Source organism: Cognatundibacterium oligocarboniphilum (assembly GCF_013377855.1).
Lineage (GTDB): Bacteria > Pseudomonadota > Gammaproteobacteria > Burkholderiales > Burkholderiaceae_D > Undibacterium > Undibacterium oligocarboniphilum.
This window is the reverse complement of sequence record NZ_JABXYJ010000010.1, coordinates 37,541-53,497: the sequence shown is the minus strand read 5'-3', so window position 1 is coordinate 53,497 and position 15,957 is coordinate 37,541. Positions and strand designations below refer to the sequence as shown.

General features: G+C 55.2%; 13 protein-coding genes and 1 pseudogene. 9 read left to right on the top strand and 5 right to left on the bottom strand.

The window, feature by feature from the left end:
* Positions 1-26: 26 nt before the first annotated feature.
* Positions 27-3,647, top strand: a complete 3,621-nt coding sequence (locus tag HV832_RS15145) for a sensor domain-containing phosphodiesterase (RefSeq protein ID WP_176804694.1) — start codon at positions 27-29, stop codon at positions 3,645-3,647.
* Between the two features lie 22 nt (positions 3,648-3,669).
* On the opposite strand, the gene HV832_RS15140 is transcribed toward HV832_RS15145, so the two are convergent.
* Positions 3,670-4,779 carry a 6-phosphofructokinase gene (locus HV832_RS15140; protein ID WP_176804693.1) on the bottom strand — a complete coding sequence of 370 codons (1,110 nt, stop codon included), beginning with the start codon at positions 4,777-4,779 and terminating at the stop codon, positions 3,670-3,672.
* Positions 4,780-4,818: 39 nt separating this feature from the next.
* Positions 4,819-5,682, bottom strand: coding sequence for an MBL fold metallo-hydrolase (locus HV832_RS15135; RefSeq protein ID WP_176804692.1), 864 nt, complete (start codon positions 5,680-5,682; stop codon positions 4,819-4,821).
* 121 nt (positions 5,683-5,803) lie between these two features.
* Here HV832_RS15135 and HV832_RS15130 point away from each other — a divergent pair, with 121 nt between their 5' ends.
* Complete coding sequence (locus HV832_RS15130; protein ID WP_176804691.1) at positions 5,804-6,613, top strand: sulfite exporter TauE/SafE family protein; 810 nt, start codon at positions 5,804-5,806, stop codon at positions 6,611-6,613.
* Between the two features lie 20 nt (positions 6,614-6,633).
* Here HV832_RS15130 and HV832_RS15125 read toward each other — a convergent pair whose 3' ends face one another.
* Together HV832_RS15125 and HV832_RS15120 are read right to left on the bottom strand one after the other, a co-directional pair.
* Positions 6,634-6,969, bottom strand: coding sequence for an ArsR/SmtB family transcription factor (locus HV832_RS15125; protein WP_176804690.1), 336 nt, complete (start codon positions 6,967-6,969; stop codon positions 6,634-6,636).
* Positions 6,970-7,091: 122 nt separating this feature from the next.
* Positions 7,092-7,802 carry a queuosine precursor transporter gene (locus tag HV832_RS15120; protein ID WP_176804689.1) on the bottom strand — a complete coding sequence of 237 codons (711 nt, stop codon included), beginning with the start codon at positions 7,800-7,802 and terminating at the stop codon, positions 7,092-7,094.
* A gap of 157 nt (positions 7,803-7,959) precedes the next feature.
* On the opposite strand from HV832_RS15120, the gene HV832_RS15115 reads away from it, so the two are divergent.
* Positions 7,960-9,246: a cyclic di-GMP phosphodiesterase gene (locus tag HV832_RS15115; protein ID WP_176804688.1), complete on the top strand. Its 1,287-nt coding sequence runs from the start codon at positions 7,960-7,962 to the stop codon at positions 9,244-9,246.
* Here HV832_RS15115 and HV832_RS15110 read toward each other — a convergent pair.
* Positions 9,243-9,908, bottom strand: a complete 666-nt coding sequence (locus HV832_RS15110) for a GntR family transcriptional regulator (protein ID WP_399311397.1) — start codon at positions 9,906-9,908, stop codon at positions 9,243-9,245. The two genes, HV832_RS15115 and HV832_RS15110, sit on opposite strands and share 4 nt — an antisense overlap.
* 210 nt (positions 9,909-10,118) lie before the next feature.
* Between HV832_RS15110 and dctP the strand changes: the two genes are divergently transcribed.
* The 6 genes and pseudogenes from dctP to HV832_RS15080 form a co-directional block, all read left to right on the top strand.
* On the top strand, positions 10,119-11,147 hold the full coding sequence (gene dctP / locus HV832_RS15105; RefSeq protein ID WP_176804687.1) for a TRAP transporter substrate-binding protein DctP: 1,029 nt from the start codon (positions 10,119-10,121) through the stop codon (positions 11,145-11,147).
* Positions 11,144-11,761 (top strand): TRAP transporter small permease, encoded by a 618-nt coding sequence (locus tag HV832_RS15100; protein WP_176804686.1) that lies wholly within the window; start codon positions 11,144-11,146, stop codon positions 11,759-11,761. The genes dctP and HV832_RS15100 overlap by 4 nt, the downstream gene beginning before the upstream one ends.
* Positions 11,758-13,107 (top strand): TRAP transporter large permease, encoded by a 1,350-nt coding sequence (locus tag HV832_RS15095; protein ID WP_176804685.1) that lies wholly within the window; start codon positions 11,758-11,760, stop codon positions 13,105-13,107. Before HV832_RS15100 ends, HV832_RS15095 begins: the two co-directional genes overlap by 4 nt.
* Positions 13,107-14,771 (top strand): malonate decarboxylase subunit alpha, encoded by a 1,665-nt coding sequence (gene mdcA / locus HV832_RS15090; RefSeq protein WP_176804726.1) that lies wholly within the window; start codon positions 13,107-13,109, stop codon positions 14,769-14,771. The genes HV832_RS15095 and mdcA overlap by 1 nt, the downstream gene beginning before the upstream one ends.
* Before the next feature lie 8 nt (positions 14,772-14,779).
* Positions 14,780-15,094, top strand: a complete 315-nt coding sequence (gene mdcC / locus HV832_RS15085; protein ID WP_176804684.1) for a malonate decarboxylase acyl carrier protein — start codon at positions 14,780-14,782, stop codon at positions 15,092-15,094.
* Positions 15,091-15,954, top strand: a pseudogene (locus tag HV832_RS15080) (biotin-independent malonate decarboxylase subunit beta); the annotation flags it as partial. The gene mdcC and the pseudogene HV832_RS15080, both read left to right, overlap by 4 nt.
* Positions 15,955-15,957 lie beyond the last annotated feature (3 nt).

The following is a 15,957-nucleotide window of genomic DNA, read 5'->3' as shown; positions in this document are numbered from 1 at the left end:
TGAACTAAAACCTAGGGCCAGTTGGTATGCGAGCGCATCATACTTTATCCGCTTATACCCGGAATTTCTGGATAGTGTCGGCCAGTGTGCTGATTTTTCTTCTCTTCTTTACTGTCTATATCCGTTCTGAAAACCAGCTCGATACCCTGCAGCAGCAACACTTCAAAGCGCTTTCCCTGGTCGATGAGTTGCGGCAATCCGCCGATGATCTGACCCGTATGGCACGCGCCTATGTGGCAACGGGCGACCCGATTTATCAGCGCTATTATCAGGAAGTTCTGGATATCCGGGATGGCCGCCGCCCACGACCAGCAGGCGGCGCCCGCATGGAATGGGAGATGCTGTCCAATCCTGACAAAACGCGGGAGCCGGTCGGGAAAAAAATCGCCCTGATGGAGCTGATTTCCCAGGCTGGTTTTACCGAGCAGGAAATCAGCAGGTTAAATGCAGCCAAAATACAGTCTGACCATCTGTGCCAGACGGAGCTGAATGCCATGCGCATGGTCAGCGATAGTGCTGACCATACTCTGTCGGAAGCCCAGAAGGCCGCCAGCATACCCTTGTACGATCCGGCCTATCTGCAGCAAAAGATTTCCATCATCGAACAGATCAACCAGGCGCGCAGGATGGCGCATGTCCGGCTGGAGCAAATTGCCTCCGAACTTGAGTCGCGGGTACAGTGGTTGCAGAAAATCATGGTGCTCAATGGCCTGATTATTCTGGTACTGCTGGTGCGCAGCTATCGTTCACATTGGAAGATGATGGGGGGGACGCTGGAAGAAATTTACCAGCAGCTTTCCCAGCTTGGTGGGCGGCATATGCCTGCTGCGGGTGATCGTGGCAGGGAAGATGTTACCAGTATTAAATCCTGGATTGTGCAGACACGACAGTATCTGGAAAGAGTTGACGCCGAAAATCGGGAAATCAGCCAGAAAAACCAGCGTCTGACTCGGCTTTACAATGCGCTCAGCCTGTGCAACCAGTCTATCGTGCGCAGCAGCTCTGAGCAGGAGCTGTTTGAGCGGGTTTGCCATCATGCGGTGGTGCATGGCGGCATGAATATGGCGTGGATTGGGCTTGTGAATGAAGATACCCAGGAATTCCGGCCTGTGGCGCAATATGGCGATGAAACCGGCTATCTGTCAGACCTGAAAATTTCCAGAGAACCGGATCAAAATGGCAATATCGGACCGATTTCGAGCGTGCTGATGAATGATGAGCCGTTCTGGTATCAGAATTTACAGCAGGATACCCAGCATCGGCACTGGCATCAGCGCAGTGTCTCATTCGGGTGGAAATCCATGGCAATTTTGCCTTTACATAAAAATGGCAAAGTGGTGGGGACATTTAATCTGTTGCTGGATCAGATTGATGCCTTCGATGAACCCTCTCGCCGGTTGTTGCTGGAAATGGCGGTCGATATCAGCCATGCCCTGACCCGATTTGAGCTGGAACAGGCCAGAAGCCAATCTTTGCAGATGGAAGCTGTGCGGAGCTACCTGATAGAGCACACCACTGGGAACCAGTCTGTCCGAGATATTCTGCATGATGTCGTACTGAAGCTGGAAGTGGTGATCCCCGGAAGTATGTGTACCATCATGTTATTAGATAAAGACGGACACCGTATCAGAACAGGCGCAGCACCCAGTTTGCCGGATTTTTTTCTGCATGCGATTAATGGTCTGGGAATCGCTCCCGGAGAAGGCTCTTGTGGCAATACAATGGCCACTGCGACCAGGACGATCGCAGCAGATATAGAGAGTCACCCATTCTGGGCAAAATATACTACTCTGGCCAGGCAGGCCGGACTCAGATCATGCTGGTCAGAACCGATCGTCTCTTCTACAGGCAAGATGTTAGGAGCTTTTGCGATTTACAATCATTTGCCGGGCAAGCCGACGGTGTTTCAGATTCAGCTACTGGAAATGACCGCGCATTACATTGCAAGCACTCTGGAACGGAAGCAGGCCGAAGAGACTTTGCGTAAATTATCCCAGGCTGTTGAGCAGAGTTTCAATGCCATTCTAATTATCGACCGCAAGGCGCATATTGAATACGTCAATGCGGCCTATCTGAAGCGCTATCACAAGACACTGGAAGAATTGATCGGGCAGCGGCCACCGCTGATGTATCCCGGACAACTCAGCCGGGCGAATTACCGTAAGACCCGCAAGTTGTTGAAACAAGGAGAAAGCTGGCATGGGGAATTGCTTCGGGCCGATGTTTCAGGAAAAATGCATACCGATCTGATTCATATTTCTCCAGTGAGAGATGGTGCCGGGGAAATTACTCATTTTCTCATCATGCAAGAAGATATCAGTGAGAAAAAACGGAACGAGGAAAGAATTCAATATCTGGCGCATTTTGATGCGCTGACCGGTTTGCCTAACCGGGTGCTGTTGGAAGAGCGGGCGCGCTATGCATTTGGCCGGGTCGTACGCACCGGAGAGCCGCTGGCGGTGATTTTTTTTGATCTCGACCATTTTAAAGATATCAATGACTCACTGGGCCATAGCATCGGCGATGCGCTGCTGATGGAAGTTGCGCACCGCCTGTCGGTCAGCCTGCGGGCGGACGATACGATTTCACGTCTTGGCGGGGATGAGTTCGTGCTGATACTGCCGGGTGTGGACAGTGTGGGAGCAGAGCGGGTCGTAACCAAGCTGATGGAAATTGTTTGCCTGCCTTACCACATTGGAAATGTCGACCTGACGATTACTACTTCGGCAGGAATAGCAATGTGTCCGGACGATGGTCAGAATCTGGAAACTTTGTCCAAAAATGCCGATGTCGCCATGTACCGGGCAAAGCGTGAGGGTCGCAATGCTTACCGGTTTTTCACGCAGGAGATGCAAGCGCGCTCTGCGCGCCATCTGGAGCTGGTCCACGCATTGCGGCAGGCTTTGGAAAAGCAGCAGTTTATTTTGCATTATCAGCCACAGATTGATATCGGAACCGGACAGGTGATCGGTACCGAAGCCTTGCTGCGCTGGCAGCATCCGGAACTGGGAGCAATATCACCGGTAGAGTTTATTCCGGTAGCAGAGGAAAGCGGCATGATTTTGCAGATCGGCGAATGGGTGCTGAACACCGCCATTCATCAGCTGCGGTTGTGGCATGAGCTGGGGTATAAAGAGCTTTGCATGGCGGTGAATCTTTCGGCGGTGCAATTCCGCCATGGGGACTTGCCGCATGTGGTCAGCCAGATTCTGGCGGCAGAAAAAATGTCCGCCGCTTTCCTGGAGCTGGAGCTGACAGAAAGTGTGGCGATGCATGACCCGGAAGCTGCGATCGAGATGATGAGTAACTTGCATCGGTACGGTGTCAGAATGTCGATTGATGATTTCGGAACCGGTTATTCTTCGCTGAGTTATCTGAAGAAATTTAAAGTCTATAAACTCAAGATTGACCGCAGCTTTGTGCGCGATATTCATACTGATCCGGAAGATAAGGCGATTGTCAGTGCGGTCATCGGGCTGGCTAAAAACCTGGGTTTGAAGACGATTGCCGAAGGAGTGGAGACCGCCGAGCAGCTGGAGTTTCTGCGACAGCAGGGGTGCACCGAAGTGCAGGGGTATTACTTTGCGCAACCGATGCCGGCAGCGCAGCTGGAAGAATTTATCCGGCAGCGTCATTCGCCGGAATGAGACCTCATCGTTTGAATCCTGTTCAGTCGCCGAGACAGATATGCAGGTCGCGCGCAGTCTGCAGGCAATCGCTGTTCAGCGGAACATTTTTCATGCGTCCGGCCACTTCTTCCAGCGCGACATAATTCACATCCGGAAATGCCAGCGCCACCATAATGCCGGAATGCCCTTCGTCCAGCGCACGCACAGCCGCCGCGCCGAAGCGCATGGCGGATACGCGGTCGAAGGCGCTCGGACTGCCGCCCCGCAATAAATGGCCGAGCACGACTGCACGGGTTTCCTTGCCGGTTTTTTGCTGCAATTCATGCGCCAGTTTTTCTCCGATTCCGCCCAGTCTTTCAACGTAACCGGTACTTGCCTGTTTCTGGAGCGTGGCATTGCCACCGACCGGATTGGCGCCTTCCGCCGCAATCACGATGGCGTAATGCTGGCCTGCGGCTTCGCGTGCCAGCAGATGTGTCGCCAGCCGATCGATGTCATAGGGAATTTCAGGGATCAGGATACCGTGCGCATTGGCTGCAATCCCGGAATGCAGCGCGATCCATCCGGCATAACGCCCCATAACTTCCACCACCATGATGCGGCGGTGGCTGGCGGCGGTACTGTGCAGACGGTCTATACATTCAGTGGCGAACGATACTGCCGTGTCGAAGCCAAACGTGGTAAAGGTTTTATCGAGATCGTTGTCGATGGTTTTTGGTACGCCCACCACCCGCATCCCTTGCAGATGCAGGGCGTGGGCAATGGTCAGTGTGCCGTCGCCGCCAACACAGATCAGCGCATCAATATCCCTGTTCCTGAGTGCGGCGTGGATTTCACCGCTGCGGTCGGTTTCCTGCATGCTGCCATCCGGCATGCGGGTCGGATAACGTAATGGATTACCGTGGTTGGTGGTGCCGAGCAGAGTGCCGCCCAGATGGCCGATCTGGTCAACCTGCTCGATACTGAGCCGCGTGATACCGTCTTCCGGATAACGGTCAGGGCAGAGAATGCCATTGAATCCTTCGCGGATACCATAACATTCCCAACCGCGCCGGACAGCCGCAAACACAACCGAGCGGATGACTGCGTTCAATCCTGGTGCATCACCGCCTCCGGTGCTGATGGCGATGCGGCGTATGGTCTGTGACATGAGGTTTCCTTGGAGTCCGGAACGGAAAATACCGCAGGGTCAGAGCTGATTCAGTGGAATTTTCAGGTAAGCGACCTGATTTTCCTCGACCGGCGGAAAGGCACCGGCGCGGATGTTCACCTGCACCGATGGCAGTAACAGTACCGGCATTTCCAGTCCGGCATCACGCCGGTTGCGCATGGCGACAAAGGCGTCCTCATCAATTCCGTCGTGCACATGGATATTTTCCACCCTTTGTGCCGCTACTGTGGTTTCCAGATTCACTGTACGGCCAGCAGGCGGATAGTCATGGCACATGAACAGCCGTGTTTCGGCAGGTAGTGACAACAGCTTGCGGATGGATTGGTATAACTTGCGCGCATTCCCGCCGGGAAAATCACAGCGTGCCGTGCCGACATCCGGCATGAATAAGGTATCGCCGACAAATACTGCGTCACCGATCCGGTAAGCGATGTCTGCCGGTGTATGACCGGGCAGAAACATGACCTGCGCTTCCAGCTGGCCGATTGGAAAACAGGCGCCGTCGTCAAATAACTGATCAAATTGCGAGCCGTCGGTTGCAAACTCCGGTTCCAGATGGAACAGGGTCTTAAAGGTTTGCTGCACTTGTCCGATATGAGCGCCGATGGCGATTTTTCCGCCGGCTTGCTGGCGCAGATAATGCGCCGCAGACAGGTGATCGGCATGGGCATGGGTTTCCAGTATCCAGCAGAGGCGCAGCTGCTGCTGTTGCAGGAACGTGAGAATCTGATCAGCGCGGGTGGTTCCGGTGCGACCGGATTTGGGATCATAATCAAGTACTGGATCAATCACTGCGGCATGCCCGCCGCTTTCATCATAGACAACGTAAGTGGCAGTGCAGGATACGGGATCGAAAAAAGGCTGAATCTGGGGCGGTCGCATCGTGAAGCCGTTAAAATAAGAGGATAAAGAGGAGAAACATCATAGTAAACCGGAATGCATTGGACCAACAACCGGTACCGCTGCAGACGGATTCCTCAATTTGCAACAACAAGCGGCGTGTATGGATTTATTGGCGATATTACTGGGTGCGGTGATCGGACTACTGATGGGCGTGACCGGCGCAGGAGGCGGTATTCTGGCGGTTCCGGCTTTGGTGTACAGCCAGGGCTGGAGCATGCAGCAGGCGATGCCGGTCGCTCTGCTGGGCGTGACTGCCGGGGCGCTGATCGGGGCTGTAGAAGGATTTATGAAGCGCTTGGTCCGGTACCGGGCGGCTTTCGTGATGGCGTTGGCGGGTAGCTTGCCAACCATGCTGGGCGTGGTGTTGGCGCAGCGTCTGCCGCAAGCCTGGCTGATGGGCTGTTTTGCCTTTGTGCTGTTGCTGGTGGCGACGCGGCTGGCATTGCAGTTGCGGAACGCACATCATGAAAAACACCCGGATCAGGTATTGGCGAAAATTAACGAAACCACAGGTCGTTTTGACTGGTCAGCCAGAACAGCTGCGGTGATTGCCGTGATCGGCAGTGTCGCCGGTCTGATGACGGGTTTGCTGGGAGTTGGTGGTGGCTTCATCATCGTGCCGATGTTGCGGCATCTGACCAATGTCACGCTGCAGGGCGCGGTTGCCACGTCGCTGTTTGTGATCAGTCTGGTCGGCAGTCTGGGAATTGCTTCCGCAATCTGGCATGGCGCCAGTATCCCGGCAGGTTTTTCTGTTTATTTTACGTTGGCGACGGTGGCCGGTACGCTGCTGGCGCGGCGGCTGGCGCCACATCTGCCGGTGCGGGTAGTGCAGATGGTTTTTGTGTTACTGGTACTGGGCGTTGCCGTCAGCCTGCTGATCCGTGCCGTGCAACAGTGGGGGTACTGAGTCGGCACACTAAAGAGGAGTTAGCGGTTGCGAAGGGTATTCAGTAATGCGGCCTGCGCATCAAGCTGGCGCGCCACGTTGCTGCAGACCAGATCGCATAAGGCATAGACGGATTCGTCCGCAATCTGGTAATAGGCGGCATTGCCCCGGCCTTCGCGCTGGATAAAGCCATGCTTGGCCAGAGTGGATAAGTGACGCGATACATTCGCCTGCGAACATTCGCAGCGTTCTGCCAGTTCCCCGACATTCAGCTCGCCATCGCGCAGGCAATTCAGGATACGCAAACGGGTCGGTTCCGCCAGAGCAGAAAAGTATTGTGCGACTTGCGTCAGCGCCTGATCAGAGAGTCCTTCCATGGTGCAAACCAGTTCCTGATAGCAAAATTAAGATCATACCTTGTCCCGCACTTTGCGTCACGAAACAGCGATAAATAGATAAATAATAATTTTTTTGGGTGCACTGATTGTCTGTTACGGGATTACACCTTCAGGCGGAAAGGCGTGAAGTTAGTGTGCCTGTCATAAAAATCTTCCTGTTCTTTGTGCTTCAGGAAACCGACTATTTTATAGGTCACCGGTGTCATCACAACCTCCCAGCCGGTTTTCAGCAGATACTGGGCAATCGCCACGGTAATGAGCTGATGATCGGACCAGATGCCATAAAACGCAATTACATAAAACAGGCTGGAGTCGACCAGCTCGCCGCACATGGTGGAGCCGATCGTACGCAGCCAGAGATGTCTGCCTTTAGTCGCGATTTTCATTTTCGCCAGCACATAGCTATTGACGAAACTGCCGCTCCAGAACGCCGTGATGGAACCCAGAATGATACGGGGAGTATTGCCGAACACCGCAGTCAGATGCTTCTGGTAATCTTGATTGAACGCGTCGGCCACTGGTGTGAGCGCCAGTACGACGACGGACATCACTGCTGCAAACAGCAAGGCGGCAAATCCTGCCCAGATCACCCGGCGATCCCGTCCGTATCCATAGACTTCGGTCAGGATATCGCCAAACAGATAAGAGATCGGAAAAAACAGTACGCCGGCACCGAAGCTGATGGTGCCCAGCACTGGCAAGGTGACCTGGGCGGCTTTGGCAGCGCCGATCAGATTGGAGCACAGCAGTACAGTGACAAAAGCGGCCATGACAAAATCATAGTATTTGTATTGCTTGACGGGCTGATTCATCAGGGACTTTCTGAAAAAGATGGGACGGATCGGAAATTCTGCTGATTGTAATAGTAATCATGAAATAGCGCCCGGGATGTGAGCGATTGCAGCAAACCCATGTTTCTTTTGTTAAAGAGGCTGCTAAAATATTGCATCCATACTTCCCGAACCGTCAATGTGCGCCGCGCCTAGAACTGTCAACGTCCCAATTGAGCAACTCTGTATTGGTCTTTATGTGCATCTGGATATTCCCTGGTTGGATCACTCCTTTGCGCTCAGCAGCTTCAAGATAAAAACTGAACAGGAATTGCGTGCACTGAAACAACTGGGTGTCCCGACCATCCGGGTCAATCCGGTGAAGTCGGATTGCCGCCCGCTACCGCCTCCGGCGCCTTCGGCTGAACCGAAAGCAGATCCGGAAAAGCTGGAACTGACCGAAGAAGAGCAGGAAAAAATCCGTGAAAAGAAGGCACGCATCGATCGCCTGATTCGTGAGCGCAATGCCATTGCCGAATGCGAAAAACAGCTGCTGAAGACGGCCACTGCTTTGAAAAACATTAATCGCAATCTGTTTTCGCGCCCTCAGGAGTCGGTACAGCAGGCCGAGCAACTGGTCGAACAGATGGTGGATTCGTTGCTGATCGACAAAGACATTGCGATTCATCTGATGAACGACAAGATCGCTGGCGAGGACACTTATTACCATTCGCTCAATACCGCTGTGCTGACCATGATGCTGGCGAAGGAATTGTCTTTTTCCCGCGAGGATCTGAAACTGCTGGGTATGGGGTGTCTGTTTCACGATATCGGCAAGATGGAAATTCCCGACCGGGTAGTGAACAAGACTTTCCAGCTGACCAAGGCCGAGATGCATCTGATGCAGCAGCATTGTTACTACGGATTAAAGATCGCAGATAAGCTTTCATTGCCGAAGCAAGTCAGGGATATTATCGCTCAGCACCACGAATATATTGACGGCAGCGGTTATCCGGAGGGATTGAAAGGCGATGCAATCTCGCCGCTGGCGCGCATCGTCGCGATCACCAATGCCTACGACAATCTGTGCAACCGGCCTAATTATCAGGAATCAATGAGCCCGCATGAGGCAATGGCATATATGTTCAGCCAGTTGCGCAAGCAGTTCGACGTTCCGGCACTGAATCTGTTTATCCGCAGCATGGGGATTTATCCACCTGGAACCATTGTTAAATTATCTGACGGTACCCTCGGAATGGTGATTGCCGTGAATTCCCAGAAACCCCTGCGCCCCAGCGTGCTGATTTACGATCCCAGCGTGCCAAAAAATGAAGCCATCATTCTTGATCTGATGCATGATCCCTTGCTTGAAATTACCCAGAGCATGAAGCCGGGACAACTGAGCCCCGAAATCCATGACTATCTGAGTCCGCGCAAGCGGATGACGTATTTCTTTGATTCGGAACGTCAGGTCGAGAAAAATTAAATAGCTGTGTTGCCGGCGCTGTCAGATAACGAAGCCATCAGATCGGCAAAACGCTCTCCCTGGATGGTGATATGGTTACGCAGCAGCTGCGCTGTCTTTTCACCGTCACCCTGCAGAATTGCCTGCACGACGTCGTCATGCTCGTGGTAGGAATTTTTCAGGCGGTCCCGCACCCGCAGCTGCAAACGCCGGTAAGGCCGCAGACGACGGTGCAGATTGGTAGCCTGCTGCGCCAGGAACTGGTTATGACTGCCCGTGTAGATCAGGCCGTGAAACACTTCATTTTTATAAAAATAGGCATCGGTATCTTCCGCATCGCGGGCAGCTTTACAGGCCTCATGCGCTGCCTGTAACGCCTGCTGCTCACCGGCAGACATGCGGCGGGCAGCCATTCTGCCGCACATGGCTTCGAATTCCGCCATCACTTCAAACATTTCCACCAACTGCTGCGGGCTGATGGTGGCGACCTGCGCGCCACGCCGCGGCCGCATCTCGATAATCCCCATCGACGCCAGCTGAATCAGCGCTTCCCGTACCGGTGTGCGGGAGACATGAAAGCGGGCAGCCAGCTCGGTTTCATCCAGATGGTGTCCGGGCGGTAATTGTCCGGTGGCGATCAGTTCTTCAATTTCTTCGCGCAGGCTGGCGGAACGGTTTTTCATGGCAATCAGTGTTCTGGACAGAAAATTTAATAGTGTGAATAGTATGAGTATATATTCAAGTTGACTTTGAATGCAAAATATACGATCTTGTATACAATAAAAAATATCTGGCATACTCAGAACAAACCGCAAAACACTGCATTGCACTGAAGCGGGCCGGAAACCAGCGGACCAAGAACCGCACACTGACAACAATCCTTAGGAGATAACATGACGCAATTCAGTCGCAGACATGCTTTGCGGGCGCTCAGTCTGGCCCCCGCTTTGTCCCTCGTTCACCCCCTGCTGGCGCAGGCACAGGGCGTGACGCTTAAAATTTCACATCAGTTTCCCGGCGGCACGCTGGAAGAAGGTGATTTCCGTGATCGCCTGTGCCGCATGTTTGCTGCGGAGGTGCAAAAACGCAGCAATGGCGGCTTGAAATTCGAGATTTATCCCGGTTCTTCGCTGATGAAAACCAATGCCCAGTTTTCTGCGATGCGTAAGGGTGCGCTGGACCTGTCGCTGGTGCCTTTATCGTATGCCGGCGGTGAGGTTCCGGAGGTTAACATCGGTTTGATGCCGGGACTGGTGCCTTCCTATGAAACCGGCGCGGCTTGGAAAAATGCCGAGGTCGGCAAAGAGCTGAACCGACTGTTGCTGGACAAAGGCATCGTGCTGGTCAGCTGGATCTGGCAGGCAGGCGGTGTGGCCTCGCGCACCAAAGCGGTGGTGGAGCCGGATGACGTCAAAGGTATGAAAATCCGCGGCGGTTCACGCGAAGTGGATCTGATGCTCAAAGCGGCCGGTGCTGCCGTGGTGTCGCTGCCGTCGAATGAAATCTATGCCGCGATGCAGACCGGTGCGATGGAAGCCGCGCTGACGTCGTCCACTTCGCTGATTTCCTTCCGGCTGGAAGAGGTGTCCAAATTTCTCACCAGCGGTCGCGGGCAGAGTTACTGGTATATGTTTGAGCCCCTGATGATATCGAAAGCCGTGTTTGACCGGCTGACCAAAGAGCAACAGAACATCATCATGACCGTCGGCGCAGAACTGGAAGCATTTGCCATCAAGGCAGCGAAACAGGATGATCTGACCGTCGCCAGCGTGTATGAAAAAAAGGGCGCCAAAGTCGCCGACATGAATGCTGCCACCGTCAAACGCTGGCAGGCAATTGCCCGTACGACGGCCTGGAAAGATTATGCGGATAAAAACGAAAATTGCGCAAAACTGCTGAAACTGGCGGAGAAACTGTTATGAGCCACGGCTTTGAGATGACGCCGGGTAAAACGGTGCCGTTGCCGGCGCATCCGGTGCTCAGAATGCTGGCGACCGGCCTGCACTGGCTGAACCGCTGGATTATCCGCCTGTCGATGATCGCCATGTTGCTCACCACGCTGATCCTGACTTATTCGGTGATCTCGCGTTATCTGTTCCGGGTGCCGACCGACTGGCAGGATGAGGCATCGGTGTTCATGCTGATTGGCGTGACATTTTTTTCAGCCGCCTATGTGCAGTCGTACCGCGGTCATATCGGCATCGAAGTGCTGTCATCGCTGTTGTCGCCAGCAGTGAACCGCTGGCGTCTGCTGCTGGTAGATCTGCTCAGTATGGCGTTCTGCGGATTCTTTACCTGGAAATCCTGGACTTTGTTTTACGAAGCCTGGATCGATGGCCAGACCACATCCTCCACTTTTGCCCCGCCGCTCTGGATTCCCTACGCCATGATGGCGGCGGGCATGACGCTGCTGACCTTGCAATTGCTGATTCAGGTGCTGGATGCATTGACGGTGCTGGCAATGCCTGCGACATCAACAACCTTCACCGGCCAACCTGCAGTGGCGGGACAGGCAGCTCGGGGAGAGAAAGCATGAATCCATTAACCCTGGGTGTGCTGTATGGCGTGGTGACATTGCTGGTCATGTTTTCGGGAATGCCGATAGCTTTTGCGCTCGGTACGGTGGCGACCGGCTTCATGTATTTTCTGATGCCGGCGGCATCGCTCGATACCATCACGCAAAATGTGTATGAAGAGATGGCATCCATCACCTTGCTATCGATACCGCTGTTCATCCTGAAGGGCGCCGCCATCGGAAAATCTGCTGCCGGGCGGGATTTGTATTCAGCCATCCATGCCTGGCTGCATAAGGTGCCGGGCGGACTCGGCATTGCCAATGTGTTTGCCTGCGCAATGTTTGCTGCGATGGCCGGCTCTTCGCCGGCGACCTGTTCCGCCATCGGTTCGGCGGGCATTCCTGAAATGCGGCGTCGCGGCTATTCGCCGGGATTCGCTGCCGGCATTATTGCAGCCGGAGGAACGCTCGGTATTTTATTGCCCCCTTCTATCACCATGATCCTGTATGCAGTCGCTGCTGAACAGTCGCTGGGGCGCTTGTTTCTGGCGGGGATCGGCCCCGGGCTATTGATGGTGCTGCTGTTTTCGGGATATGCCGTGTACCGCGCCAGGGCGGAATATACGCAGGCTTACCGTGCCTACCAGCAGACCGGAACGCATTCGGCCTATCTGGAACAAGAGCATTTCACGCTGGCGCAGAAAATGGAAATGCTGCCGCGCGTCCTGCCATTTGTGATTTTGCTCATCGGCGTCATGGTGGCCCTGTACGGCGGTTATGCCACACCGTCAGAGACTGCCGGGCTGGGGGCCTTGCTGGCGATGGCGCTGATTGCGCTGGTGTACCGCGTCTGGCGGCCATCTGAGATTGCGCCGTTTGTGACCTCCACCATCAAGGAATCGACCATGCTGCTGCTGATTATCGGCATGTCGCTGCTGTATTCCTACGTCATGAGCTATCTGCACATCAGCCAGTCTGCCGCGCAATGGGTGGTCGATCTGCATCTCGATAAATGGATGTTGCTGTGCGTGATTTTGCTGATGGTGGTGGTGTTCGGCTTTTTCCTGCCGCCGGTATCGATCATTCTGATGATGTGTCCGATCATTTTGCCGCCTTTACGGGCTGCGGGGTTTGATCTGGTCTGGTTCGGCATCGTGATGACCATCGTGATGGAAATGGGGCTAATCCATCCTCCGGTCGGATTGAATATTTTTGTCATCAAGAATATCGCGCCGGATATTCCGCTGAAGGAGATCGTCTGGGGTGTGTTGCCATTTCTGCTGCTGATGCTGCTGGCGGTGGTTCTGCTGAGCCTGTTTCCGCAGATCGCCACCGCGTTTCCTGACATGATCATGGGAGGGCAGTGATGGTGTCGCCTGGCTCGTGGAATACTCTGCAGCAGAACCGTCAGCAGCGTCTGCAGCGCGTTGCAGAGCGGCTGGGTGCGGATTTGCAGGGGCGCATTCTGCCTGCATCCCGTATCCGTGATTTGCTGCATGCGGTGCTGGAATCCGGTGACCGGGTCTGCATCGAAGGCAATAATCAGAAGCAGGCCGATTTTCTGGCGCAGGCGTTGACACAGCTTGATCCGGCGCAGGTGCATGACCTGCACATGCTGCAATCGGTGCTTGCCTTGCCCGAACATCTGGATGTGTTTGAAAAAGGCATTGCATCGAAGCTGGATTTTTCCTTTTCCGGCCCGCAGGCCACCCGTCTTGCCCGGCTGGCATCGGCAGGCAGGCTCAATATCGGCGCAATCCATACCTATCTCGAATTGTATGCGCGCTATTTTGTCGACCTGACGCCGAGAGTGGCGCTGGTGGCAGCGCAGGCAGCCGACCGCCACGGTAATCTGTACACCGGCCCGAATACCGAAGACACGCCGACGATCGTGGAGGCGACTGCCTTCAAGTCCGGTATGGTGATTGCGCAGGTAAATGAGGTGGTTGATGTGCTGCCGCGGATTGATATTCCGGCTGACTGGGTGGACTACGTGGTGGCAGCGCCGGCACCGCATTACATCGAACCGCTGTTCACGCGCGATCCGGCGCTGATTTCCGAAATCCAGGTGCTGATGGCGATGATGGCGATTAAAGGCATCTACGCAGAATACGGCGTGCAGCGGCTGAATCATGGTATCGGTTTTGATACGGCAGCGATCGAACTGCTGTTGCCGACGTATGCCGCCTCGCTCGGTCTGAAGGGAAAAATAGCCAGCCACTGGGCGCTCAATCCGCATCCGGCGCTGATTCCGGCGATTGAAGCCGGCTTTGTGACGTCGGTGCATTCTTTCGGGTCTGAACTCGGGATGGAGGATTACATCCGCGCCCGCCCCGATGTGTTTTTTGTCGGCGCCGACGGCTCCATGCGCAGCAACCGCGCGCTGAGTCAGGCAGCAGGGCATTATGCCTGCGATATGTTTATCGGCTCGACGTTGCAGATTGATCTGCAGGGTAATTCCTCGACTGCGACGCTGGGGCGGATCGCCGGTTTTGGCGGTGCGCCGAATATGGGTGCCGATGCGCGCGGGCGTCGCCATGCCAGCCCGGCGTGGCTGAAAGCCGGACGGGAAGCCCGTGCCGGTAAAAACGCCATGCCGCGCGGCCAGAAGCTGGTGGTGCAGATGGTGGAAACGTTCCGCGAACATATGCAGCCGGCATTTGTGGAAACGCTCGATGCCTGGCAACTGGCTGAACAGGCAGACATGGCGTTGCCGCCGGTGATGATTTACGGCGAGGATGTCACCCATATCCTGACCGAAGAAGGGATTGCGAATTTACTGTTATGCCGCAACGATGAGGAGCGGGAACAGGCGATTCGCGGCGTAGCCGGTTACACGCCGGTGGGACTGGCACGCGACCGGCGCATGGTGGACAATCTGCGCGACCGCGGCGTGATCCGCCGCCCTGCCGATCTGGGCATTGATCCGCGCGATGCGACCCGCGATCTGCTGGCGGCAAAAACGATGAAGGATCTGGTGCGTGCTTCGGGTGGCTTATATCTGCCGCCCAGACGTTTCAGGAACTGGTAAGGAGAATCATGGAAACACTGGTATTTCATTACACGCAGGGGCAGCGACGTTTAGCGACGCAGCCCCGGCTGGTGGGCGTGGTCAGCTCGGGCAATCTGGAAGTGCTGGTGCACAGCACTGAACCGGGTACCGGCTGTGAGATTCATGTCAGTACCGCAGCGGAAGGTTTTGGGGCGATCTGGCAGGCTGTCATGAACGATTTTCAGGAGCGCTGGCAACTGGCCGATGTCCGCATTGCAATCAACGATATGGGTGCAACACCTGCAGTCGTGCGCTTGCGGCTGGATCAGGCGATCGAAACCTGTCTGGAGCCGGAAACATGAGCAGCTATCTGGAAGCCACGGCGCGGCAGCGCATGTTGGCGCTGGTGGACAACTTTGAAGAAATGTTGCCGCCCGGCCCGGAATGGACCAGTCCGCATCTGCCCTTGCTGAACGCGCCGGTGTCGTTTGATGACGGTGTGGTGGCCGGCAGCGGTTATTTGCAGGGGCAATGGGTGTTTGCCGCGGCACAAGAGGGCGGTTTCATGGGTGGCGCGGTTGGCGAGGTGCATGGCGCCAAACTGGTCGGGTTGATGCGCCGGGCGGTGATCGACAAACCGGCGGCGCTGATTTTGCTGGCCGAGTCCGGCGGTGTGCGTTTGCATGAAGCCAATGCCGGACTGATTGCGGTGTCAGAGGTGATGCGGGCGCTGTTCGCCGTGCGTGCGGCCGGTATTCCGGTGATCGTACTCAACGGCGGCAGCAATGGCTGTTTTGGCGGCATGGGCATTGTGGCGCGCTGCGCGAATTACATCATCATGTCGGAAGAAGCGCGGCTCGCGATGTCCGGTCCGGAAGTGATCGAAACGGCACATGGCGTGGAAGAATTCGATGCGCGCGACAGGGCGCTGGTCTGGCGTACGACCGGCGGCAAGCACCGTTACCTGATGGGCGACTGCCAGATGCTGGTGGCCGATGATCTGAGCGCATTCCGGGATGCAGCAGCGGCAGCAGTCCGTCAGATAACCCGGCCGGAGCTGAGTCTGCAGGCGCTGGAAGCGGAGCATGCCATGCTGGAGCAGCGACTGGTATTCGCTGCCGATTACCGTGATCCGGCACAGTTATGGAGTGCGCTGGGGGTGCCTGATGCCAGCCGGGTCGCCATGATGGAAACCGCTGAATTTATCGCCATGGCTGATGCCCTG